Source organism: Staphylococcus sp. 231237_7MaSpsaltlick (assembly GCF_043107035.1).
The window spans coordinates 59,778-83,312 of the sequence record NZ_JBICNX010000012.1 but is presented as its reverse complement, the minus strand read 5'-3'; the positions used below and the strand labels follow the sequence as shown (position 1 = coordinate 83,312).

At 31.7% G+C, this 23,535-nt stretch carries 24 protein-coding genes and 2 tRNA genes; 10 read left to right on the top strand and 16 right to left on the bottom strand.

The genetic code is table 11. The features are described from left to right. Position 1: 1 nt before the first annotated feature. The gene (locus ACF91D_RS20075) at positions 2–742 is read right to left on the bottom strand and encodes a phage antirepressor KilAC domain-containing protein (protein WP_327620675.1); all 741 of its coding nucleotides are present in this window, start codon (positions 740–742) and stop codon (positions 2–4) included. A gap of 18 nt (positions 743–760) precedes the next feature. Next, positions 761–991, bottom strand: a complete 231-nt coding sequence (locus tag ACF91D_RS20070) for a helix-turn-helix domain-containing protein (RefSeq protein ID WP_325996141.1) — start codon at positions 989–991, stop codon at positions 761–763. Between the two features lie 166 nt (positions 992–1,157). Here ACF91D_RS20070 and ACF91D_RS20065 point away from each other — a divergent pair, with 166 nt between their 5' ends. The 5 genes from ACF91D_RS20065 (at position 1,158) to ACF91D_RS20045 (ending at position 4,494) form a co-directional block, all read left to right on the top strand. Continuing rightward, entirely contained in the window at positions 1,158–1,490 is a 333-nt protein-coding gene (locus ACF91D_RS20065; RefSeq protein ID WP_327620676.1) for a helix-turn-helix transcriptional regulator, read from the top strand. An 11-nt stretch (positions 1,491–1,501) separates the two neighbouring features. Continuing rightward, the gene (locus ACF91D_RS20060; RefSeq protein WP_327620677.1) at positions 1,502–1,966 is read left to right on the top strand and encodes an ImmA/IrrE family metallo-endopeptidase; all 465 of its coding nucleotides are present in this window, start codon (positions 1,502–1,504) and stop codon (positions 1,964–1,966) included. A gap of 85 nt (positions 1,967–2,051) precedes the next feature. Beyond that, positions 2,052–2,849 carry a hypothetical protein gene (locus ACF91D_RS20055; RefSeq protein WP_327620678.1) on the top strand — a complete coding sequence of 266 codons (798 nt, stop codon included), beginning with the start codon at positions 2,052–2,054 and terminating at the stop codon, positions 2,847–2,849. A 62-nt stretch (positions 2,850–2,911) separates the two neighbouring features. After that, the gene (locus ACF91D_RS20050; protein WP_392437605.1) at positions 2,912–3,190 is read left to right on the top strand and encodes a hypothetical protein; all 279 of its coding nucleotides are present in this window, start codon (positions 2,912–2,914) and stop codon (positions 3,188–3,190) included. A gap of 242 nt (positions 3,191–3,432) precedes the next feature. After that, positions 3,433–4,494, top strand: a complete 1,062-nt coding sequence (locus ACF91D_RS20045; protein ID WP_069793884.1) for a tyrosine-type recombinase/integrase — start codon at positions 3,433–3,435, stop codon at positions 4,492–4,494. 173 nt (positions 4,495–4,667) lie between these two features. Here ACF91D_RS20045 and ACF91D_RS20040 read toward each other — a convergent pair. The 3 genes from ACF91D_RS20040 to ACF91D_RS20030 form a co-directional block, all read right to left on the bottom strand. Next, positions 4,668–4,756, bottom strand: a tRNA-Ser gene (locus ACF91D_RS20040). A gap of 2 nt (positions 4,757–4,758) precedes the next feature. Next, positions 4,759–4,833, bottom strand: a tRNA-Asn gene (locus tag ACF91D_RS20035). A gap of 153 nt (positions 4,834–4,986) precedes the next feature. Beyond that, positions 4,987–5,550, bottom strand: coding sequence for a competence protein ComK (locus ACF91D_RS20030; protein ID WP_101051341.1), 564 nt, complete (start codon positions 5,548–5,550; stop codon positions 4,987–4,989). Positions 5,551–5,802: 252 nt separating this feature from the next. On the opposite strand from ACF91D_RS20030, the gene ACF91D_RS20025 reads away from it, so the two are divergent. After that, complete coding sequence (locus ACF91D_RS20025; RefSeq protein WP_017722274.1) at positions 5,803–6,021, top strand: IDEAL domain-containing protein; 219 nt, start codon at positions 5,803–5,805, stop codon at positions 6,019–6,021. Between the two features lie 100 nt (positions 6,022–6,121). Here ACF91D_RS20025 and lplA read toward each other — a convergent pair whose 3' ends face one another. Beyond that, positions 6,122–7,108, bottom strand: a complete 987-nt coding sequence (lplA, locus tag ACF91D_RS20020) for a lipoate--protein ligase (RefSeq protein WP_318760207.1) — start codon at positions 7,106–7,108, stop codon at positions 6,122–6,124. 199 nt (positions 7,109–7,307) lie between these two features. Between lplA and ACF91D_RS20015 the strand changes: the two genes are divergently transcribed. Both ACF91D_RS20015 and ACF91D_RS20010 read left to right on the top strand, forming a co-directional pair. Further along, entirely contained in the window at positions 7,308–7,493 is a 186-nt protein-coding gene (locus ACF91D_RS20015) for a YkvS family protein (RefSeq protein WP_002483735.1), read from the top strand. 5 nt (positions 7,494–7,498) lie between these two features. Then, complete coding sequence (locus tag ACF91D_RS20010) at positions 7,499–8,101, top strand: CPBP family glutamic-type intramembrane protease (protein ID WP_039067718.1); 603 nt, start codon at positions 7,499–7,501, stop codon at positions 8,099–8,101. Between the two features lie 48 nt (positions 8,102–8,149). On the opposite strand, the gene ACF91D_RS20005 is transcribed toward ACF91D_RS20010, so the two are convergent. From ACF91D_RS20005 to ACF91D_RS19990, 4 genes are all read right to left on the bottom strand, one after another. Next, positions 8,150–9,658: a bifunctional metallophosphatase/5'-nucleotidase gene (locus tag ACF91D_RS20005; protein ID WP_327620680.1), complete on the bottom strand. Its 1,509-nt coding sequence runs from the start codon at positions 9,656–9,658 to the stop codon at positions 8,150–8,152. 365 nt (positions 9,659–10,023) lie between these two features. After that, the gene (locus tag ACF91D_RS20000) at positions 10,024–11,382 is read right to left on the bottom strand and encodes a TrkH family potassium uptake protein (protein WP_069792983.1); all 1,359 of its coding nucleotides are present in this window, start codon (positions 11,380–11,382) and stop codon (positions 10,024–10,026) included. Between the two features lie 18 nt (positions 11,383–11,400). Further along, positions 11,401–13,182: a S1C family serine protease gene (locus ACF91D_RS19995; RefSeq protein WP_069792989.1), complete on the bottom strand. Its 1,782-nt coding sequence runs from the start codon at positions 13,180–13,182 to the stop codon at positions 11,401–11,403. 584 nt (positions 13,183–13,766) lie between these two features. After that, entirely contained in the window at positions 13,767–14,390 is a 624-nt protein-coding gene (locus ACF91D_RS19990) for a flavodoxin family protein (protein ID WP_039067721.1), read from the bottom strand. A 402-nt stretch (positions 14,391–14,792) separates the two neighbouring features. Here ACF91D_RS19990 and ACF91D_RS19985 point away from each other — a divergent pair, with 402 nt between their 5' ends. Next, entirely contained in the window at positions 14,793–15,119 is a 327-nt protein-coding gene (locus ACF91D_RS19985; RefSeq protein ID WP_069792984.1) for a four-helix bundle copper-binding protein, read from the top strand. Positions 15,120–15,261: 142 nt separating this feature from the next. After that, positions 15,262–15,534 (top strand): hypothetical protein, encoded by a 273-nt coding sequence (locus tag ACF91D_RS19980; RefSeq protein WP_039067724.1) that lies wholly within the window; start codon positions 15,262–15,264, stop codon positions 15,532–15,534. A 248-nt stretch (positions 15,535–15,782) separates the two neighbouring features. Here the strand turns inward: ACF91D_RS19980 and ACF91D_RS19975 are convergent, their stop codons facing one another. The 6 genes from ACF91D_RS19975 to ACF91D_RS19950 form a co-directional block, all read right to left on the bottom strand. Then, positions 15,783–17,210, bottom strand: coding sequence for an aldehyde dehydrogenase family protein (locus tag ACF91D_RS19975; RefSeq protein WP_327620681.1), 1,428 nt, complete (start codon positions 17,208–17,210; stop codon positions 15,783–15,785). Between the two features lie 362 nt (positions 17,211–17,572). Next, entirely contained in the window at positions 17,573–18,820 is a 1,248-nt protein-coding gene (locus ACF91D_RS19970; RefSeq protein WP_327620682.1) for a cytochrome P450, read from the bottom strand. A 263-nt stretch (positions 18,821–19,083) separates the two neighbouring features. Then, on the bottom strand, positions 19,084–19,881 hold the full coding sequence (locus tag ACF91D_RS19965) for a TerC family protein (protein ID WP_327620683.1): 798 nt from the start codon (positions 19,879–19,881) through the stop codon (positions 19,084–19,086). Positions 19,882–20,244: 363 nt separating this feature from the next. Continuing rightward, positions 20,245–21,807 (bottom strand): peptide chain release factor 3, encoded by a 1,563-nt coding sequence (locus ACF91D_RS19960; protein ID WP_069792986.1) that lies wholly within the window; start codon positions 21,805–21,807, stop codon positions 20,245–20,247. Between the two features lie 12 nt (positions 21,808–21,819). Then, complete coding sequence (locus ACF91D_RS19955) at positions 21,820–22,059, bottom strand: YueH family protein (protein ID WP_327620684.1); 240 nt, start codon at positions 22,057–22,059, stop codon at positions 21,820–21,822. Then, positions 22,049–23,533: a UDP-N-acetylmuramoyl-L-alanyl-D-glutamate--L-lysine ligase gene (locus tag ACF91D_RS19950; RefSeq protein ID WP_327620707.1), complete on the bottom strand. Its 1,485-nt coding sequence runs from the start codon at positions 23,531–23,533 to the stop codon at positions 22,049–22,051. Before ACF91D_RS19950 ends, ACF91D_RS19955 begins: the two co-directional genes overlap by 11 nt. Between the last annotated feature and the right edge of the window lie 2 nt (positions 23,534–23,535).

The window sequence follows — 23,535 nt, the reverse complement described above, 5'->3', positions numbered from 1 at the left end:
CCTACTCTGATAAAAATTTATTGATAAAGTATTGCTGACCTTTACCAGTAATTTTTGTTGTTCTAGTGATTTGGCTTGAACCATCTGGATTGTTAATGGTGCGCTTTTTAATATCCATAATTTCTAAATCTGCACTGCGTTGTGTGGGTAAATTGTAGTTCTCACCTTTTTGTTTGATCAGATAGCCATTCTCTCTCATCCATTCAAATAATCTGTTTTGACCTATATCCACTCCGTTTTGCTTAAGGAGTTTTGCTAACTCACCTATTAAAATTGAGCTTTGACTACCGATTACAGAATCTGCAAATATTACTTTAGGTTTGTTTTCTTCAACTTGTACTTCTAACTTTTCCACTTTGTTAGTTTGAATTTGTAAAGCTCGCTCAACTATCATTTCTGGACTGTTCCAAGCATCCTCAATTCTTATGAAGTGTTGTCTAACTGCTCGACCAATCTCATTACGTTGAATCATTGCAATTTCTTTTGCAGTATCTATTGTTAGTGCATGGTCAATATAGGCAGTGACATTCCCTTGAGCTGTTACTCTTTTTTGAGTAATAGCTACAAAATCAACATTTTCTTGATATCCATAACTTTGCATTCTTTCAAACCAATCGTTATATCTCGTTTTAATTTCTAGCGCTTCATGTAATTCACGACCACTAATTGCAATTTCACCATTTTCTTTTTCTTGAATATTGAACATTTGAGATATGTTCGGTTTGTTTTGTAATTCTTGCATTTAATTTCCTCCTTCATCTTATTTCGGTTTTTCCGAATCAAATTCTAAAAAAATATTAGCAACTTTAATGTCTAAAGCATCTGCTAATTTCTTAATAGTTTTAAAGTTTGCATTTTGAATGTTGTTAACATCTTTTTCGAACAAATAAATTGTTCGTTCGTTAACACCTGACTTTGATGCTAATGCAACTTTAGTATAACCTTTAAGTCCGCGCCACTCTTTTAAAGTTAGGACCGTATTGTCATTCATTTTCAACCCCCCTCTCGAAAAGGTTAATCACATTGTATCATTACGGTTTTTCCGAAGTCAAGTATTATATTTCATTTTTACCGAAAATATATTTCGGTTTTCCTGTTGTAAATATCCGATTATAATGTATAATATAAGTACAAATTAATTTTAGGAGGTAGCAAAAATGTTTAGCCAAAACTTAAAATACTTAAGAAATAAACATAATATGGAACAAATCGATCTTGCACACAAACTTGGAAGAAAGAGCGCATCTAGTATAAGTGAATGGGAAAAAGGCAAATACACTCCTAAAATGAAAACATTATTAGAAATAGCGTCAATATTTAATGTTAATATAGATGATTTAATGGGAGATGATTTGGCAACGCCGAAAAAAGAAAAACCAAAATCATCCTTTGAAACCATCGCTGCTCATTTAGATGGTGATTTAACAGAAGAAGAATGGCAAGAGATATTGGATTATGCAGAATTCGTTAAAAGCAAGCGTAAAAAATAAGGAGTGTTTCCATGAGAAATTATGAAAATTTATTGGCAGAATATGATGACGAAATCATTATTGAGGAAACCAATTTGAAGAAAGGTCTTGCTGGTTTATATTTAGGTGAAGTCATCCTTATTGAAAAACGCATGAATTCTGTAAATAAACTCGAAACTTTGTATGAGGAAATTGGACATCATTTAGTTACATATGGAGATATTCGAGATCAATCCAAAATGCTGAATCGAAAATATGAATTAAAAGCAAGACGTTTAGGCTCTGAATTAGCTATTTCGCTTGATGGAATTATAGATGCTTTCTATCATGGAGTACATAACTTGTTTGAGATGTCAGAATATTTTAACGTTTCAGAGGAATATGTATTAAATACGTTACATCATTATAGGATGAAATATGGCTTAGATGTATATTACAAGGGTTATGTAATTAAATTCGAACCTTTACAAATATTTAAACATGAGAATTGGGAGTGACTAACCTGCCCTCACACGTCATACACGTGTATACAAATGTAGGTTGATTAATATAGATCAATTTTATTATTAAGGAGAATGCAGAATGGGAAAGCAAGACACACTTACCTTTAAGGAAACTATGGTGGAAGGAGATTATTTAAGAACTCTATCAAAAGAAGAAAAACGAGAGTACAAGAAAAAATCAGTGGAAGAAAAAAGAAAAATCATTCATGAGTTTAATCCCCAAAAATTTGAACCATCTGATAATGAAGGTAATAAAATCCTGAATTGGCTTAAGAAACACAAAATTTGGAGTGGTATTATAATATTGTTACTTATCGGTGGCTTTGGAAGCATTTTTACTGATTCAGAAAATACAGAATCAGAAGAACCTAAAAAAGAAACTACAAGCAAAGAGAACGCAAAAAACACGTCTAATACAAACGATAATAAAAAAGAACAGGAATCAAAAGTAAAATCCCAAGATAAAAAAGATAATGATATAACAAATATAAAACAAGATGGATATGACGTTTATGAGAGAGATGCTGGGATGCCACTCAGTGAAAATTCATCTGTAAAGCATTTCTCAATGGAAATGAGCAATAAACTGAAAGAAGATCACCAAAATATTGAACAAGGTGCAATCTTTAAAGATATTATGAAATTTGAAGATAAAAAAGGTAATGAAACTAAAATGGTAGCTGCAATTGTTTATGTTTCAAATGAATCAATAAACGAAATAAACTACAAAAATTGGCCTAAAAATCCAGAATCATTATATGATGTTGCAGATGGTATAGTATTTCACGCTTACATCAATAACAATGATGTTGCTAAAACAAGAAACCAAGATGAAATACCACAACAATTTTACGACATGTTAGGTGAAGAAAAATAATCCAACAATTATTTAACTCTACCTTGTATATTTTTAAAGTTTATTATTAAGGAGAATATAGAATGAAAAAGTTTTTATTTTTATTACTAGCTAGTTTTTTAGTTTTGGCAGCGTGCGGACAAGAAAAAAGTAAATCTGAAGACAAAAAGGAAACCAAGTCTTCAGATAAAGATAGCAAGAAAGAAAACGATAAAAAGCATAATGATGAAGATGAGGAAAAATCTGATAATAAAAAAGATACTTCTGAAGAAGTATCAAGTAACGAAGAAGAACAAAATCATCAAGCACAAAACGAACCATCTCAAGAACAACAGCAACAAGTACAGCAAGAACCTGTTTAATCTCAAGAACAACAATATCAAGAGCCACAAACGCAAGAAGAAGTTATAGATAATCCAGCAAGAGATCAAGTAATTAACGAAGGTATTGATATGGATAATCCTACAAATGAAGAAATTGAACGTATGAGAGAGTTAAGCAAAGATTCACCACATGGACTACAAAACTCTCCATCTTAAATTTCATTCTACGGGCGCCTCACCGTGCCCTATATATTTTTATCTTTTTTAGGAGGAATTAGGATATGAACGTTAAAAAAGTTGGAAAAACATGGGAATATGACTTTAGGCATAATAAAAAGCGTTATCGTAAAAGAGGATATAAAACTAAAAAAGAAGCAACTGTTGCTATGAATGCAATTTATAATGAAGTTACAAATGGTATGAACATAAATGATGAAATGCCTTTTGTTGAGTATTTCGACAACTGGATAAAAGTAAATAAAGAAGGTACTGTATCTCAATCAACCGTAAACAGATATTATAACGCTAAGACAATATTCGATGAAAAGTTTGGAAATATAGCAATTAAAAATGTATCACAGCTTAAATATAGAGAAATGTTAAAAGAATATGCTGAAGGATATTTTGTTGGCGGACGAAAAGAAGGACGTACGAAACAAAGCGTTAGTAAACTGAATAATTGTTTTTCACAAGCGTTTAAGGATGCATTGAACGAAAGATTAATATATCGTGACCCCACATGGAACGCACCTATTTATGAGAAGAAACCTGGAAAACAAGAAGAAAGTAAATTTATGAATATAGATACTTTTAAAAAGCTCAAACAATTTTCAACTACTAAAGATGAATTATCTTATCTCGCCCTATTCATATTAATCTCTACAGGTGGGCGTTTCGGAGAAATACAAAGACTTAAGTATTCAGATTTAAACAAAAAAGACAATGTAATACATCTTCCAGGAACGAAAACAGAATCAGCAGATCGTTACATTACAATTACAAAACAAGATATGAAACATATACAAAATGTTTTAAACAATCGCCCTACTCCTATCGATAAAGATGCCGATATATTTAATACTGGAGTCACATTAATTAGTAATAAAGCAGTAACAAATACACTGAGAAAATTTTTACTAGAGAATAGTGCTGGCAATTATACCTTGCACGCATTAAGACATACGCACGCTTCTTTATTATTAGGTAATGGCTTTACCATACAATATGTTAGTAAACGTTTAGGACATGCTAATATTGAAATCACTTGGCGTGTGTATAGTCATCTACTGGAAGAATTAAAATCAGAAGAAGATGATAAGCTTGATAATGTCCTTAATTTTTAGTTGACCAAACAAACGGACAACATTTAAAAATAAGTGGACACTTTGTCCAAATGTCGCCCCAAAATTTTAAAACATACTTTTACAAACAATTACGCAAAATAAAAAGAACGCTGTCACAACAACGTTCTTAGTGGATTCTGTACAACAGAATTTCATGTATTTTTAACTATTAACGGAAACGGAGGGATTCGAACCCTCGCGCCGCTCTCGCGACCTACACCCTTAGCAGGGGCGCCTCTTCAGCCAACTTGAGTACGTTTCCAATGGCTCCACAGGTAGGACTCGAACCTACGACCGATCGGTTAACAGCCGATAGCTCTACCACTGAGCTACTGTGGAATAATTAATGCCTTTAATCAAGCACAAATACTATTATATCAACTATCTTTTATTTTTCAAGAGGTATGTAAAAAAAATATGCGGAATATTTACACTAAATTAATATAATATTCCACATATGCCTTTTTTACATTTTTTATTTGCTGATTTTCACTATTTTGGTTCAAATAATGAATATTTTGCTAATGCTTCATATATATTTAATTGCGGTTTAGTATAATCAATTGGTGAATCAGGGTCAAATGTAGCGACTCTAGCTGCCCTATCCATCATATAATAATAGTATATACCATTTAAATATTGGTGATGCATACTATGAGCTGAAATATTAGCTACGATGCTTTGATTGTCTACAAAAGTAACCTTACATTTCCTTTCTTTAAGTGGTCTAATATTATGGACATAATGGATGTTGATCCAAGTATTATCTGCTTTACGATCAGAGTGTGTGGGGAAGAAATATGTGGGAAATAGTGGAGTGAATAAAATTGGCGGCTTACTACTTATACCAGTGATACGCATGGTATCTTCCTTTTTAAACACATAACTGCTACCATAAAACCTACAGGAACGGTCGATAATCTTAGCTACGCGTTCTTTAATGATTTGACTATCGCCCTTATACCTTAATAAGTAGCTACCTTCATATTGTCCAGTTGCTAAATTACATGGCTGCAAAACCATATCACCTTTTTTAATAATATATGGTTGAATCATTGTTGTTACCTCCTTTATAAGTTTTGGTGATAATCAAATAATATATCATTAACATCTTAAAATCAATATATATTATAAATACTTTTATAGATTTCCTGCAATTAATTTTCAGTGTAAAGTCTTTTTCGATTTCTTATTTTTAGTAAACTTGCAATTAACACTATTTTTTCGGAAAAGTCAGAATATTCATTGATTTAAAAATTAAAACCTTGTATACTATATGTAAATAAAGATAGAGAGGTTGTGACGTTTATGAAACACAATACACATGTAAAATACAATACATTAGAATCATTTGTATCAACAATTAATGACTTAGGTATTGAACTAATCATCGATGAATCTTTACGTAATGTCCGCAAGCAACAGTTGGAACAGCTTATCGATAATGCACTTAAAAATAAAAACGAGAATGATTTCAAACGTTATACAGAAGAATACAGAAACTTGGAGGAATTTCTCGTTGGCTAATTTAACTTCTTGTTATTTAAAATAAGGTCTATTCCCTACTTATCAATTAAGTTAGTGAATAGACCTTTTTACATTTCCAAAATAACATTTATTTAAAATTTTATGACATAAGCCTTATCAATTCATGTCTATCGATGTCTCCAAAATAATGATAAATATCATAATTTGAAAGTGCTTCTTCAATACTATCAAATTCATGTAGTGTGCCTTCCAACGCATTTTCTAATTCCGTAATATCCCCTTCACCGAAGAAATCACCGAAAATTTTTGCATGTTCAATGCGTCCTTTTTTCACATCTAATTTAATCTGCACAAAACCTTTTTCAAATTTTTCTTCTCTTTCAAAATTATATTTAGGATTTCTACCATAATTCCATTCCCAAGTACGATATTTTTCATTGCTTAACTTTTCTATTTTTTCCCAATCTTTATCCGTAAGTTTATATTCTTCTACTTGAGTTTCTCCAAAAATAGTTTTTAGAATTATTTCTTTAAATTTATCTATATCTATAGGCTCATCTAAGAATTCAGAAATATTCGCAACTCTACTTCTTACAGATTTAATACCTTTAGATTTAATTTTTGCTGGATTCACTCTTAAAGCATTCTGAACTTCATCAAGTTCACTATTCAACATTAAAGTACCATGGCTAAACATGCGATCTTTTACTTTTACCATAGCATTTCCTGATATTTTAGCTTCACCAACTTGAATATCATTTCTTCCGCTTAAGTTTGCATCAACCCCAAGCGATTTCAATGCTTCAACAATTGGTTCAGTAAATTTTTGGAAATTATGGAAACTATTACCATCATCATCTGTAATAAAACTAAAGTTTAAATTACCTGTATCATGGTAGACTGCGCCCCCGCCAGATATACGTCTTACAACATCGATACCTTGTTCATCAATATATAATTGGTTCACTTCTTCAATAGTATTTTGGTTTTTCCCAATTATGATGGATGGTCTATTTATATAAAATAAAAAATAACTATCATCTTTTGGCATGTTTTTTAATACATACTCCTCCATTGCTAAATTAAGCGTTGGATCTGTAATATTATTATTACTAATAAACTTCATTTACTGCACTCCTTTTCCATATTATATACCCTTACCTTATTTATGCTATATTTTCACGAAAATTGCCAATCATTCACTTTGAGAATAAAGTAAAATTTATAAATTGTCTTATATCAAGCAATTTAATGGTTATTTGTTTATTTGTATGCTGATTTTTTGTATAATACTATCTAGTTAGCATTTCTAGGGAGGACTAAAAATGACTGTTGCAGAAGTTGGAAATATCGTAGAATTTTATGACGGCTTAAAAGGTCGAGTAGAAAAAATTAATGACAACTCAGTAATTGTTGATTTAACAATTATGGAGAACTTCGAAGAACTAGACTTGCCTGAAAAGACTGTCATTAATCATAAACGGTATACAATCGTTGAACAAGAAGGATAGTTAAAATGAATAGACTTTCTAAGGCATTAATATGGTTTATCGTTAGCTTTCTTGCATTTCACGCTATCTTATATGTTATGTGGGGTGAAAAACAAGAATACTGGTACCTCTATACCGGTATTATGTTAATCGCAGGCGTTAGTTATGTTTTTTATCAAAGAGATATCGAATCCAAACGGCTATTGACATCTTTAGGTATAGGAATCATTACAGGTATAGTATTAATCATTATTCAGCTTATTATCGCTGCTATAGCTACTGATATTAAGTATGCTGAATTAATTAAAGAACTGACACGTACAGGTGTGTATTATAAATGGCAAATGTTAGTTACATTAGTTTTTGTAATACCTTGTCACGAGTTATATATGCGTACGGTATTACAAAAGGAATTGCTTAAATTAAAATTACCTAGTTGGTTAGGTATTATAATTACAGCCTTTTGTTCAGCTTCTTTATTTTATTACCTAGATAATTTGTGGATTGTGTTCTTTGTATTTGTTGTACAAATCGTACTTTCATTAAGTTATTTTTATACACGTCGAATTGCCACAACGGTTATTGCACAAATTGTAGCTGTTGTAATTCTATTAATATTTAACGCATAAACCTTAAAAAGCTGGGAGACTCATTCTAAAATGAATCTCCCAGTTTTTTTATATTATGACTTCAAATGTTTGTTTTTGCTGAATTTGATAGTCTTGATTTTTCAAATTACGCGAAATTAATTCTACCATAGTGATTTCACCGGTTTCATGGATGACAGCATCTTCTAAATATTGTCTATAATTTCTATAACAGTAATCTGTCATACTTACACGATACATATGATCTAGTCTAATATTATTTAGTGTAACGCGGTTAAATGGCTTTTTATTCATATCTATAATGTAATCTATACCTTGCCAGAACGTACATAATGTTTCATCTACAATAGTTAGACTAAGCTCCCCTTGGCTAAATTCAATATGACCATAACAATATTCTAAAATATCTTTAATTTGTTGACCTTTAATTGTTAAATCAATTGGTATGTCAGGATGGGGATGTGCGTTATATAGTTCCTCATTCGTAATGGTGCCTGACAATCCCTTTTCACCACTTATAGGTAAATGAATACACGAAATATCGTAGTCGTATGCTAATCGTATACTGTCATGTAATAGCTGTGTAAACTTATGAGGTTTAGTGATAACATCCGTCAATCCTCCAACTTTAGCATCAATATCTGTGGTAGTTAAAACTTCTTTACTCCAATGTTCAACTGTTTTCCTATCATAAAAAGTTAAATCTAATAAATCTTCATCTTCTTGATACTCGTTCAAATCAATAATTTGGGATTGAATATCTTCTAATTCATATGAAGTGGTGCGTTTTTTAAAATCAATTTTCACATGAATTAACTGTTCGGCATTTTGCCCTGCTTGAACATAAACTGTTTTATCATTTCGTCCTATAAATGTTTGGTGTTGATGTCCAGTAATCAATAAATCTATAACACCCAATGTCTGCATTAATTTTTCCGCTTCATTTACGTTTTGTTCATGTTCATTTGCTGACTTATTTAACTGATTGAGACCACCGTGATAAATTACTATAAGAAATTCTGGTTTTTCTGTTTCATGTATAAAACGAATCCAACGTTTAGAAGATAATAAAGTCTTTTCAATTTGAACATCTTTTTCCATTTCAAAGTGTTCTCTTTCCATTAATCCATCAGAGGTCAAACCTACTATAGCAATTTTCACACCTTCAATTTCTTTAATTGTATATGGTGTAGAAAAATAAGGCTCACGTGTACGCTTATATTCAATATTTGCCGATAACCATGGAAATCTAGATAGCGACACTGCTCTTGAAAAGAATGACAAACCAAATTTAAATTCATTGGGACTAATACCACTTGCATCATATTGCATCGCATTCATCAATTTTATCATTGGATGACGTTTATATGGTGCAACTATAGCATAATAAAATGCTGCTAAAGAACCTGCTAAACTACCGCCACTATCTAATAGAATGACATGGTCGTTTTCTTCTCTCACCTTTTTAACATAAGTACCAGCTCTATAAATATTTGAGCTGTAATCTCCATTAAGAAAATAACTATGCATATCTGAAGTTGTGATAACGTCTATTGCAATCTTTTCACTTTTTTTCATATGCCTCTCTCCTCATTAATCACAGTTTAACATGTTTTGAAAAGACCATGATACTAAAATACCATTTTTATAACTTCAAATAGTTTATTTTCAACTGTGGGATTTTATTTTTTAAAAGACCTTATTTCCATATCAAATATTAATCTCATTTCAGTATTAAATATACAAAATCTTAATTAAAGTATGAAAGACTAACTCAATAAATTGAGAGTGATAGTTTCGTTCACCTGAGCTTTTGCTCATGTGTAAGAGTCACTAACTCAATAAATTGAGAGTGACTCTTTAAAAAAAAGCCCGAAGCATATATCTATGCCCCGGACTCTCATACTAATGACTATTATATTACGCTATTTATCACACTACCATTAACCAATCTGTACGCGCTCTTTTGGATAATGATATTTATCTGGTTCGCGTCGTCCACCAATCATTATGATGAAACTAATTAATCCAACTCGACCAATAAACATCAATATCATAAGTGCCGTTTTTGACATATCATTAACATCACCTGTTACGCCTAAAGATAAGCCACAAGTACCAAATGCTGACATTACTTCGAAAAATGCTTGTAGAAATGTTATTTTTCCATTCTCTACAACAAGTATAAATATCATACTTGCAAAGGTTATAATACCAGCCATCGTAAATACAGCAAATGAACGTTGAACATCTGTAGTATGTATTTCACGATTAAATGCTTTAATAGATAATTTTTCGGTATTATTACTAAAGTTAAATAGGAATAGGATTAAAATAGCGAACGTAGTTGTTCTAATCCCTCCGCCCACTGAACTTGGAGATGATCCTATGAACATCAAAATGCTCATAATTACATTAGTGCCTTCACCAAAATGGCTTACGTCAATGGTCTGCAATCCAGCACTTCTGGTCGTTGCAGATTGGAATAGTGCATAAAACAACGACTTATGCCAACTCATATTTTGAAATGCATGATTATATTCTAACAATAAAATCATAATCACACCGAACACAAATAAAACTAAATATGTCACGGTTGTAATTTTCGCAAATAATGAAAATCTAAAATTAGGGATTCTATTTTTAATATAAGCCTTCACTTCAATCAAAACTGGAAAACCAATTGAACCTAAAATAATTAAAAACATTACAATCGTTTGTACAAAGTAATCATTTGCATACGGTATTAATGATTGACCCGTTATATCCAAACCACCATTTGTCGTGGCAGATACTGCAACGAAGAATCCTTGCATAATCGCATATTGTAAATCTGGCGTATCTCTATAGAAATAAAAAGCTAAAAGAGCTGCTCCCACAACTTCAATAATTAAAATTGTACGAACAATATCTAAAATGAGTTTAACAGTACCACTCATAGTATCTTTGTTATTATCCAACATAATCAATTGGCGTTCGCGCATACCAATATGTTTACCTAATACAACCCATAACATGGTGCCTATTGCCATTACGCCAATACCACCAATATTAAGTATAATCATGATAATGATTTGTCCAAATGTTGTATAAGTTTCAACTATATTTATTGGAGAAAGACCTGTAACACTTACACCCGAAACAGCAACAAATAGTGAATCTATTGGATCTACATTTATACCTGGTTTATGAACAAAGGGTAGATTCAGCAATAAAAACGCTACAATAATTGCTATAATATAATACATCACAATACCTTGTTGAGGGCTTGATTTTTTAAATAATTGATTGAAAATGGACAACGTTTATTCACCCCAACGCTACTTCAATTTAATATTAATATCCTGTACTTTTCCATCTCTATATACTTTAGCAGTTAGTGTCTTTAAATCATCTTTATGACTAAATATGATTTGTCTATATCTGAGGTTATCTTCTACTTCTTTATCATCTAATTCTACTATTACATCATTTTTTTGCAACCCAGATTTTTCTCCAATTGAATCTGATTTGACTTCTCCAACTAATACACCATTGTTTACATCATCAGGCAATTTGATAGATTGTCTGGTCGCATTATCAATGTCTGCAATATTAGCAAGCTCTACGCCTGTATTAGGATATATTACTTCACCTTTAGCTTCAAGTTGTTTTGCAATAGATTCTGCATCATTGACTGGGATTGCAAAGGCGATTCCTTCAACATTATCCATGTCGATTTTCAATGATGCAATTCCTACTAATTTACCGTTCTTATCGATAACGCCGCCACCAGAATTACCCGGGTTTACAGGCGCATCCATCTGAAATGCGCTCATCAACACATCAAACTTATCATCTTTATCAATATCTACTGGTACATGGCGGTTTAATCCTGAAACAATACCTTCTGAGACACTGCCTTTAAAATCAACACCTAAAGGATTACCTACAACAATGATAGGTTCACCTAGTACTAAAGTACTTGAATCTCCCATTTTAATTGCTTTTACATCACTATTAGATTTCACTTTCGCTTTGATGACCGCAATATCTGAAAATTTATCTGCGCCAATTACTTTACCTATTGAACTGTCATTGTTACCGTATGTAATCTTTTGTTCTTTTTTATCACCAACAACATGTGCGTTCGTCATAATAAAAATAGAGTCGCCTACTTTTTTGTAGACGACACCTGAACCTAATTCATTTTCTTTACCTGCTTCTTGTGTCTCTTTCTCTGCAGATGATGAATCGTTACTTGTATCATTTTCTACTGTTACAACTGAATGAACTGCACTATTTGCACTTTTCATTGTAGCAGTGTAAGTTTTGTCTTTATCACTATTGTTTTGAAATACATGATCCCTTGTATTTCCATTATTATCTACATTACTAAATATTGCTTGAATTAGGATAAGCAATAATATAACTGCAATGACGATTAAAATCTGTGCCCATTGTTCTATGAAAAAGTACTTAACTCTGTCCATAAATGACTGCGGTCGACCATCATTTTGTTGTGAAGCCATTTTTCTTTGGTGTTTTGATTCATTACTTGTTCCAATACTATTTAGTGTTTTACTTTCATTTTCATCTTCTATATAGTCATTTACACGCGATTGTTGCGCTTCTTCAGAATAAAAATGGTCGTCATGTATATTTTTCGGTTCATCTTTTCTTTCTGAGTGACTATGTTTTGCTTCTTTATTATGTTGTCCTTTATCGTTCTGATAATCTGTAGTTGATGCAAGAGGTTCATTTAAATTTGTTTCGGGCGTTTTTTCTGATTCAACTGCAGCCTTTGTTTCTTTCTGCTGGCTATCTTTAGGTGTTTCATTAATTTGATTTTGGTCACTCGTCTTACCATTGTTACGTTCTTTCATAACTTGTTGTTGCTGTTGAATCTCTTCTTGAGTCAATTTCTCAATACGTGCTTTTCTCAAATTTTCTTTCACACGTTCTTCATTATTTTTGGCTAATTCTTCTGCTTTTTCAGCGCGTTGTTTTCTTGCTTTACGCTCAAGTTGTACACGTTGTTCCCGCTCTTCATTATGAAAATACTCACGTCTTTTACGGCCGTATTTTTCTTTTGGGATTACATGTTTTTTATTATCTTTCACCATAATTCCCCCTAAAACTACATGTTTCTTTAATTTCTATTATGACATATCACATAAAATATTTCTGCTTTATTTTTATTTTATTGCTATATATATAAATGATTATAAGCACTTTCAGCATATATTTCTATCTCTAACATTATTTTTTCCATTTTTAAAGCTATAAAAGCTAGTAAGAGCGTTGCTTTTTAGCGTATCTACAAAGAAAATTTCAACCTTCTCTCTATTGTTCAGACTCGCTATTAAATTAGTTTGGGAAAATAAGTCTCTTAGTATTATTAAAATGCAATAGTTTATATAAGGAATTTTACTGCATAAAAAAAGACGAAATAGAAATCATATTTTTCTAAAAATGATTTCATGATTTCGCCCCACTAACTACGGATAAAAAATTGTTCAAACTAGTGATTATTTTTGATCATTCTATAAATTATTCATCCTAACTAACGTCCACATTTCTATACTTTTGTTATAAGAGAATTATAAACATAATTAACATTATTTTAGCTATATTTTTCATCTTCGTTTGTTTATCTAGTACCTCATCACTATTGCATTATAAAGCATTTTATAAATTTATTTTTCTAATTATTTAATTGATTCCCTTCATTTGGTATTGGGTTTTTATTAAACATTCTTGCTAAATGTATAGTATTGTACGCTAACAACTCTACATGTTTTTTCGTAAATTCATTTTCATAATTAATATCCATATACGAAGGCCCAGGACCAGCTTCGCCCACCCAATATGCATCGACATTAGGAGGTATAGTAAAACCAATATGAGATAATGAATACAATATTGAAGTTGCAGCATGTTTTGCACCATCCTCATTACCTGTCACTACAGCGCCCCCAACTTTATTATAAAAAATTGATTGCCCCTGGTCATTCGTTATACTACTACTACCGTACAATCTTTCTATAGCAAGCGTAGCAATGCTACTTTTTTCTCCTAACCATAGAGGCGTGCCTATAATTAAAATATCGGCATTGATAATTTTATCTAATATTTGTGGCCATTCATCCCCTTTGCCCATATCATCAGCAATTCCGTATGAAATATTATAATCACTCAATCTAAGAATTTCAGCGTTTACGTTTTCTTTTTTATAAATTTCAATAACTTCGTTAACTAAAGCTTCAGTATTAGACCCCTCATCTCCATGTTTCAAAGAACCATTTAAAATAATTGCATTTAATTTCATCACATACACTCCTTCTAGTAATATCATTTACCCTATAATTGTAAATTTACTACTGAAATTATAAAGTAAATAGTTTTAATAAAATTTCTGTGAATATAAGACGATATATGAAAAATAGTATGTATATGTTGATAATATAAATATAATATTCTCAAAGACATTTATGTATTAAAGAAGTGCGTCTTGTATTTTATTATATTACCTACTAGAAAGAGAGGCTCAGTAATATTTAAGAATTTTAGTCTCTAATATTTAACTTCCTAAAATATTAATATCTATATTTTATTACCTTAAATTTGGTTAATTTTAAACAGTTTTGTAGTATTTATCAAAAACAGTTTGAGTATGAAAATTATAGGGAAATTATTATATAGAATAATTTAATTAATTGGAGGTTTTATTATGGCTTATGAAAAAAATAGATTGTTAATCCAAACATTACGTGAGTGTGTTGAAGCATGTAACTACTGTTTCCAAGCCTGTTTGAAAGAAGAAAATGTAAAAATGATGGTTGAATGTATTCGATTAGACCGTGAATGTGCTGATATGTGTGCTTTTCTAGAGCGCGAATTAACAATAGATTCATCATTTGCACACGATTTGGCAGAAATATGTTCCAAGATTTGTGAAGCATGTGGAAATGAATGCCAAAAGCATGAGCACGATCATTGCCAAAAATGTGCAGAATCTTGTTTCAAGTGCGCAAAAGCTTGTAAAGATATCGCTTAAAACATAACTATTCGAAGAATAATATTTTGCCAAAGTAGGCTATCTAGGTATAATATATTTTCGATTATTCTATTTTCCTAATAACCTATATTTAAAAAATTATCAACAAAATTTGAAAGTGCTTTATTACTGGAGGGATTAAATGGATTTTATTATCATAATATTAATAGGTTTAATCGTTGGAGTGACATTTTCATTCTGGTTAACTAACAATAAAATTACTAGCCTTATTATTAGCACGCTTTCATCATTAATTGGCGCATTTATTGGCGTAACAATGTTAAATTCTTCAGGTAAGACATTGTCAAATTCAACAGGGTTATTCTTTATAATTCCAACGTTTGTCGGTTCTGTGTGCCTCACTTTATTAATTTTATTTATTATTAAAACAAGTAAAGATATTGTGAAAAATTAAACCAATTTAATTAATATATCACTTAGGCAGTGTATTAATTTTATTTATAGCCATATTAAATTGTTATAATTTATTAGTGTAACAAAATAAAGACAGCGTGACGCCACTAGCTGTAACTTTATAATTATTCGATGAACAAAAATTATTATATTCAAAATAAATAAAAATTAGTTATAAATGACTAAAGAAGTAAAAGCACGGAACCCTCAATTTTTGGGTTCCGTGCTTTTTGCTTACGGTATTAATTTTTATTCATAATAACCTGCAATTGATTTAACTTCTAAAAATTCTTCAATACCATAATCGCCCCATTCTCTTCCTATGCCTGATTGTTTATAGCCGCCAAATGGTAAATTGTATGCCTGTCCAACTTCATTAATTTCTATAATACCAGCTTCAATAGAACGGGCAACTTTATGGAGGGTCTCTTTGTCTTTTCCATATACGTACCCTGCTAATCCATATTTTGTATCATTTCCAATTTCAATAGCTTTTTCTATATCTTGATAAGTTATAACAGACATCACAGGACCAAATATTTCTTCTTGAGCGATAGTCATTTTATTATTAACATCACTAAAAATCGTAGGTTTAACAAAGTAGCCTTTTTCAAGTTGTTCTGGCTTTCCTGTACCTCCATAGATCAAAGTAGCACCTTCTTCGATGCCTTTTTCTATATAACTTTGTACACCTTCATATTGCTTTTTATTAATGAGCGGACCTAAGTCTGTTTCTTCAGACTGTGGATCGCCAACTTTCAAGTTTGACATTTTCTCTTTTGCCGCTGCTAAGAATTGTTCTTTCATAGACTCTGGAATAATTGTACGACTTCCTGCTGTGCATTCTTGACCTGTATTATTTACAATTTTTCTTACAGCTCCTTCTGCTGCACTTTCTATATCAGCATCTTCTAAAATAATGTATGGTGATTTTCCACCAAGTTCAAGAGATACTTTTTTGAAATCTTCACTGGCTTTTTCCATAATTTTAGCACCAACGCCTCCAGAACCAGTAAATGACATCATACGTACTTTAGGATGCTCAGTTAAAGGATTACCAACGTTTTCTCCATCTCCATTTACTAAATTAAAAACACCTTTAGGGACGCCAACCTTTTCAAATATCTCTGCTAGAATTATCGCGGCGTATGGCGTTTCTTCAGAAGGTTTTAACACAACTGGACAACCAGCTGCAAATGCCGCAGCGAGTTTAAGTGACGTTTGATTAGTGGGGAAATTCCAAGGTGTGATTAATCCAGCAACCCCAATACCTTCTTTTATAACTAGGTTGTTATCACGACGTTCTTCGAATTCAAAATCATCTAGCGCATCTCTCGCTGCCGCAAAATGATTGAGTCCCATCTGATAATGTACTTTTTCCGACACTTTTAAGGGAGCACCTAATTCTTCTGTCATTGCTTGGATTAAGTCTTCTTTACGATTTTCATACTCTTCGACGATTTTCGTTAACAAATCTTGGCGTTCTTTGACTGAAGTATGGCGAAAACTAAGATAAACATTATGTGCAGATTCCACTGCTTTATCTACATCTTGTTTGTTACCTTTAGCTATTTCACCGATTTTTTCTTCAGTTGCTGGGTTAATGACATTGATAGTTTCTCCACTTGTACTTTCAATCCAATCGCCATCTATATACTGTTTAACTTGCATTCTCATCTTTCAACACATCCTTTTTAAAATTTATTTCACAATTTCTTGGGTGTTGACCTTAAATGCTCAGTATTTTTTCTAATGTTTATATTCTCGTATGCCTTATTACTGAGCATTCCTTTTTGTTAATAAGTTAAACATACAATCGTGATTTTAAGCGCTATTTGTAAGATCTAATTTACATGTTATATTACTATCTTTCATATCTACATCAATTTTAAAAGCTTAATAAACTTTTTAGAAGTGTCTTTAATATAAATAATAATTACGTAGCGTCATTATGGAATTATAAGGTTTTCTAGTAACTATCTACTCCTACAACTAATTAGAAAATTTAACGTTTCTGTAAATGTTTTTGAAAAATAAATTTATATAAACCTAACATTATTAATTATGAAACCATCGTTGGGTACAGCTGGTATATCATTAAAATTAAAATCAAAGCTTTGTTCTGGTATATCATAAGTAATATGTTTAATTAAAATGTCCATCGTAGCTTTCAACATGGCCATTGTTACAAATTCTCCAGCACAGCGATGACCAAAATCATAACTGCCACCACCTTGAGGTATAAAATTAAAAGGCGTTTGTTCCCAATGTTCAAATCTTTCGGGTATGAATTGTTGAGGGTTGGACCAGTCTTCTGGATGTTTATTAGTTCCATACAAATCTAGAAGTGTGATTGTGCCTTTCTTAAATTTAAAACCATTATATTCAAAATCTTTCTTTACTTTAGCTACTGTAAAAGGAAAAAAAGGATAATATCTTCTTGTTTCTTGTAAAAACATCATAATTTTTTTCTCCTCGCCATTTTGTAGCTTTTTTGCTTCTTCTGGGAATTGGTACATTGCAAGCCCAATGTTAGCCACCCATACAGATACCGCTGTCATCGGTCTTAATAAGTTTAATATTTCAACGGCAACTACTTTTTCTCCTAACAGTTTTCCATCGATATCATGGAACCAAGAAAACTTATATAAAGCTTTATCTTTGTCTAAATTGAAATTTCCATTTCTTATATCATGAACTAATTCTTCTATCCATTTTTCAGCTTTTATTCGTTCTCTTCTACTTTTCCAATGTTTTAATCCAACTGATGCGGCATTTTCAAATAAATTTGATAATTGTGAAGCGCGTTTATCACTTTCATTTTCTTTTAAAGGGACTCCTGTCCATTCACACGCAGTTTGTAAAAAAACTTTCTTTGAAGCTTCATACATATTAACGTTTTTCCTATTAGATATATGGTCGAAATAAGCTAACCAATATTTATAGATTAATTTGCTAATTTCGACCATTTCCTGATTACCCATTAATTCCATAAACATACCTTTTCTTTTGTAATGAGCACCTTCATCTAATCCTTGTACACCCCCCTCTCCAAAAAGTGTTTTATTAACTCGAGACGGGGCTGCACCTTGTCTTTTAAATAATTCATTATCATAAAAAAGTTCTGCTTGCTTACGCCCACTCAAGCAATACATTTTTTTACCTATCAATTTTGTTTGGAATATATTAGTATTCAATGCTTCACGCCTATTAATTATAAAATAGTACCCTTCTTTTAATAACTTTAGAGTATGATCAAAATTTTTATCTTTTGGTGCCTCTTTCATTTTATCCCCCCTATTCCTTTCTATTATTGCCATATATATAATTTTAAAACAGAAACTATTTTAATTGGTTAGATATAAAATTTAAAATTATAATTTTCCAAATTATTAATATAAAGCTAACAACGTTAAATTATAGTTATAACTTTATATTAATATTTAAAACTGGATAAATAAGAGCAAAATTAAAAGGCCTGTTCCCTTAAATGTATAGGAACAAGCCTTAGTATTTATGAACTAACTTCGAAAATTTAAAATTTATATATTTATTTTTTCTCTTTTTTATTTTTACGAACAGAACCTAACCAACCAATGATGACTAACAAAATCATAACAGACCAGAAGATTGACTGCCAAACAACGCTGTGTGGGAAATGTTCATCTAAAACTCCGATATCTGGGTGAGCAAGCACCATAACAACTAATTTGATACCAACCCAACCAACAATTGCAAAAGCTGCACCTTCTAAACCTGGATATTTATTTAATAGGTTTACAAACCAAGTTGCAGCAAAACGCATTATAACAACACCTAGCATGCCGCCTAAGAACATAACAACAAATTGGCCTAAATCCATTCCACCAAAATGGATACCTACTGTTGGTAAGGTAACCGCTATAGCAAGTGCCGCAAGCATTGAATCAATCGCAAAAGCGATATCGGCAAATTCTACTTTTAACACTGTACCCCAAAATGTTTTAGCACTAGCATGTATCTCTTCTCCAGATTCATCAAAATGATGATCATCACTACCATCGTTCTTATCATGGTCTTTTTCCTTAAAGAAGGATATCAAATTCCGGATAGACATATATAGCAAGTATAAAGCACCTAGTGCTTGTATCCACCAGAAATGTGCAATAACACTAATTAAGAATAAAGATAAGAAACGGAATACAAAAGCACCAAGCAACCCATAGAACAGCGCTTTTTTACGTTGTTCAGGCGGTAAATGTTTAACCATTACTGCCATTACAACTGCATTATCTGCAGCTAATAAACCTTCTAAAAATACGAGTACTACTAACACCCATAGGTAAGGTAAAATCAAACTCGGATCCATATAGGACATCTCCTTTAGTTTTTTTACATAAAAATAGAGACCTAAGCTAAGTCAGTGCATATGTTATCCTTTTATCGTATTTTAATAAACGTATAGTAAATTAAATACAATTCACAGACAATATACACTGTTAGCAAAGGTCTCACTCGACAGTTTTATTCTGCCCATCTTACCGGAAGTATTATACTTCGTAATGACGATAAAAATGACTAAGTTAAAAAGAATATATCAATATACATTTACCTATATCTAGGTATTACTTGCATGCTTCATATATCAATTTAACTTTAGTTAAGTTACTCCCCTCTGACTACATAGTCATAGGTATTCTATTAATATGGTTATTATACACAAAAACAAAATTTATAACAATCCATATAATTTAATTTCTGGGAATTTTTCTTCAAACCATCTTGTAGCAAACTCATTTTCAAATAAAAATACGTAGTTATCATATACATCTTTAACTAAAATAGAACGTGTAGAGCTCATCTTATCTTTGATGTCTTCTTCATTTTCTATCCAACGTGCAATTTTTTGACCAACTGGCTCCATAACAACGTCTACATTATATTCATTCTTCAAACGATGTTCGAATACTTCGAATTGTAACTGACCTACAGCACCAATAATAATCTGGTTTGTGTGTAATGCCTTATAATATTGGATTGCACCTTCTTGAACTAATTGTTCGATACCTTTATGGAAATGTTTTTGCTTCATCACATTTTTGGCTGATACTTTCATAAATAATTCTGGTGTAAATTGTGGTAGTTCTTGGAAACTAAATTTTTGATTACCACCAACTAGTGTATCACCAATTTGATAATTACCTGTATCATATAGACCAATAATATCACCAGCAACCGCATGATTTACAGTTTCTTTATCATCTGCCATAAACGAAGTTGAACGAGTGATTTTTTGTTTTTTGTTTGTTCGTTGCAAGTTAACATCCATACCACGTTCAAATGCACCACTAACAACACGCATAAAAGCGATTCTATCTCTATGTTTCGGGTCCATATTTGCTTGGATTTTAAATATGAAACCTGAAAAATCTAAATCAAAAGGACTTACTTCTATGTCTTCTTTTGTTTGACGTGCATTTGGCATTGGCGCATGGTCCACGTATGCATTTAAGAAATTTTGTACACCGAAGTTTGCTAATGCCGAGCCAAAGAATACAGGCGTTAACTCACCATTCAATAGTGCTTCATTATCAAAGTTTTCACCTGCTTCTTCAACTAACATAAGTTCATCAATTGCTTGTGCAAATGCGCTATCATTTTTCATTTCGTGGTCTTCTTTAAGTTCATAGTCATCGTCTAAGTGTAAGATATTTTCTTCATCTCTAAATGGTTCAATTGTATGCGACTCTCTGTCAATAATACCGAAAAAGTTTTGCCCCATTCCAATTGGCCAATTCATAGGATATGTTTCTATATCTAATGTAGATTCTATTTCATCTAATAATTCAAATGGTTCTTTCCCTACTCTATCTAATTTATTGATAAACGTAAAAATAGGAATACCTCTCATTTTACAAACTTTGAATAGTTTTAACGTTTGAGGTTCAATACCCTTTGCGCAGTCAATAACCATAACTGCACTATCTACAGCCATCAAGGTTCTGTAAGTGTCTTCAGAAAAATCTTCGTGGCCTGGCGTATCTAAAATATTAATTTTATAATGGTCGTAGTCAAATTGCATTACTGAACTGGTAACAGAAATACCACGCTCTTGTTCAACTTTCATCCAGTCACTTGTAGCGAATTTCCCGCTTTTTTTACCTTTAACTGTACCTGCTTCTCTAATTGCACCACCAAACAGTAATAATTTTTCTGTTAGTGTTGTTTTACCAGCATCTGGGTGAGAAATAATTGCAAAGGTTTTTCTTGATTCTACTTCTTCCTTTATATTCATTTATAATCTCCTTTAATTCTCCAATATCCATTTAACGATATCATCAGCAAAACGTGTCGCTGTTGACTCATCAAGTAATGTAAATAAGTGTATCACAAGTTCCTCTTTCATATCATCTTCATTTAACGTTGATTCTACTTCTAACGACCAATTTATTTCAGGAATTGCTATAAGAAATAATTGATTTACTACATTTTCATATATATACACATTAGCCTGGATGTCATTGAAGTTGATTTTTTTAACTTTCATGAGAACCTCCGTCAAATTTTTTATAAGCCGCTTCTAATCCAATAAGATCGTCACGATGCGGTACTTTGATGTGACCAGGCATAATTTGATATGGTTCTCGACCTTTTGAAGCTAATACCACAGTATCCCCTGGCTCAGCAATATCTATAGCATGTCTTATGCCATCTGCACGATTATAAAATTCAATATAGTTATCATGTGTTGCACCTTTAGCTAATTCTTGTGTTAATTTTTTAGGATCATCATCCGCAGGGTTGTCAGGTGTAAAGATAACATAGTCTGCTCGGCATGCTACACGTCCCATTTCAGGCGTTTTAGTTAAATCACGTTCACCTGCCATACCACATAAGAAAATTAATTTTTGTTTGGCGAATGGCTTAACGGCATCAATTAATTTATCCATTCCATCTGCTGTATGTGCATAGTCTATAATTAGATCGATTGGTAGTGAAGGATCTAATACTTCTAATCTTCCTTCTACAGGTTCTAAATTTTCAACAGCTTTTATAATTTCATTAAACTCAATACCTTTACTCCACACTGCAATCATTGCAGCCATAATGTTAGAAACATTAAACAGACCAACATAAGGTGATTTTACATAGAATTTTCCTTCAGGTGTATTAAAATTAAATTTAACTCCTTGCAAGGATTCTTCAATCTGTTCCGCTGTAAACTGCGCATCATTATTGACCCCATAAGTGAACACTTCATATGGTGTTACTGAGCTAAGATATTCTGAAAAAGGATCATCATTATTCAACACAACATATTTATCTTGTGATAAATCTTCACCTAATTGGCTAAACAATAGTGATTTAGCGTGACCATAAGACTCCATTGTACCGTGAAAATCTAAATGATCTTGTGTTAAATTTGAAAAAATGGCTACATCGAAATCCACGCCACGAAGACGACCTAAAGATAAACCATGACTAGATACTTCTAATGTCATTGCTTCAGCACCTGCTTCAACTGCTTCATTCACTTTCTTTGTTAATGATACAGTTTCTGGCGTTGTATTTGCTCCTTTTGATTTAACTTCATTTATTTGAAACCCATTTGTGCCTAAGTAAGCACTACCTTTATTTAATTTTCTATGAATATGATGTATCATCGTGGCGATTGAAGTTTTCCCATTCGTTCCTGTCACCCCATATGTTACGAGTTGCTTACTAGGATAATTAAATAACGTATTAGCTAACAAACTTGCTACACGTAAAGTATCTGGGACAATGACTTGCGTTACATCTCCTATAATTTGTTGTTTTTGGTTAACAATAATAACCTCACAGCCCTGATTTACCACTTCTTGGCAAAATCTATGGCTGTCTACTGTATAACCTTTTGATGCTACGAATATACTGCCGTGTTGAGCAGTACGAGAGTCAGTTGTTATATCTGTTATATTTCTATCTAACGTGCCGAAAACTTGTTTCACTTTAATTTTTTCAAACAACACATTTGCTTCCAACA

What these genes read in the sequence shown, in the direction of transcription:
- ACF91D_RS20075 (WP_327620675.1), bottom strand. Translation starts at nt 742, where the DNA reads ATGCAAGAATTACAAAACAAACCGAACATATCTCAAATGTTCAATATT.
- ACF91D_RS20070 (WP_325996141.1), bottom strand. Translation starts at nt 991, where the DNA reads ATGAATGACAATACGGTCCTAACTTTAAAAGAGTGGCGCGGACTTAAA.
- ACF91D_RS20065 (WP_327620676.1), top strand. Translation starts at nt 1,158, where the DNA reads ATGTTTAGCCAAAACTTAAAATACTTAAGAAATAAACATAATATGGAA.
- ACF91D_RS20060 (WP_327620677.1), top strand. Translation starts at nt 1,502, where the DNA reads ATGAGAAATTATGAAAATTTATTGGCAGAATATGATGACGAAATCATT.
- ACF91D_RS20055 (WP_327620678.1), top strand. Translation starts at nt 2,052, where the DNA reads ATGGGAAAGCAAGACACACTTACCTTTAAGGAAACTATGGTGGAAGGA.
- ACF91D_RS20050 (WP_392437605.1), top strand. Translation starts at nt 2,912, where the DNA reads ATGAAAAAGTTTTTATTTTTATTACTAGCTAGTTTTTTAGTTTTGGCA.
- ACF91D_RS20045 (WP_069793884.1), top strand. Translation starts at nt 3,433, where the DNA reads ATGAACGTTAAAAAAGTTGGAAAAACATGGGAATATGACTTTAGGCAT.
- ACF91D_RS20030 (WP_101051341.1), bottom strand. Translation starts at nt 5,550, where the DNA reads ATGATTCAACCATATATTATTAAAAAAGGTGATATGGTTTTGCAGCCA.
- ACF91D_RS20025 (WP_017722274.1), top strand. Translation starts at nt 5,803, where the DNA reads ATGAAACACAATACACATGTAAAATACAATACATTAGAATCATTTGTA.
- lplA (WP_318760207.1), bottom strand. Translation starts at nt 7,108, where the DNA reads ATGAAGTTTATTAGTAATAATAATATTACAGATCCAACGCTTAATTTA.
- ACF91D_RS20015 (WP_002483735.1), top strand. Translation starts at nt 7,308, where the DNA reads ATGACTGTTGCAGAAGTTGGAAATATCGTAGAATTTTATGACGGCTTA.
- ACF91D_RS20010 (WP_039067718.1), top strand. Translation starts at nt 7,499, where the DNA reads ATGAATAGACTTTCTAAGGCATTAATATGGTTTATCGTTAGCTTTCTT.
- ACF91D_RS20005 (WP_327620680.1), bottom strand. Translation starts at nt 9,658, where the DNA reads ATGAAAAAAAGTGAAAAGATTGCAATAGACGTTATCACAACTTCAGAT.
- ACF91D_RS19990 (WP_039067721.1), bottom strand. Translation starts at nt 14,390, where the DNA reads ATGAAATTAAATGCAATTATTTTAAATGGTTCTTTGAAACATGGAGAT.
- ACF91D_RS19985 (WP_069792984.1), top strand. Translation starts at nt 14,793, where the DNA reads ATGGCTTATGAAAAAAATAGATTGTTAATCCAAACATTACGTGAGTGT.
- ACF91D_RS19980 (WP_039067724.1), top strand. Translation starts at nt 15,262, where the DNA reads ATGGATTTTATTATCATAATATTAATAGGTTTAATCGTTGGAGTGACA.
- ACF91D_RS19975 (WP_327620681.1), bottom strand. Translation starts at nt 17,210, where the DNA reads ATGAGAATGCAAGTTAAACAGTATATAGATGGCGATTGGATTGAAAGT.
- ACF91D_RS19970 (WP_327620682.1), bottom strand. Translation starts at nt 18,820, where the DNA reads ATGAAAGAGGCACCAAAAGATAAAAATTTTGATCATACTCTAAAGTTA.
- ACF91D_RS19965 (WP_327620683.1), bottom strand. Translation starts at nt 19,881, where the DNA reads ATGGATCCGAGTTTGATTTTACCTTACCTATGGGTGTTAGTAGTACTC.
- ACF91D_RS19960 (WP_069792986.1), bottom strand. Translation starts at nt 21,807, where the DNA reads ATGAATATAAAGGAAGAAGTAGAATCAAGAAAAACCTTTGCAATTATT.
- ACF91D_RS19955 (WP_327620684.1), bottom strand. Translation starts at nt 22,059, where the DNA reads ATGAAAGTTAAAAAAATCAACTTCAATGACATCCAGGCTAATGTGTAT.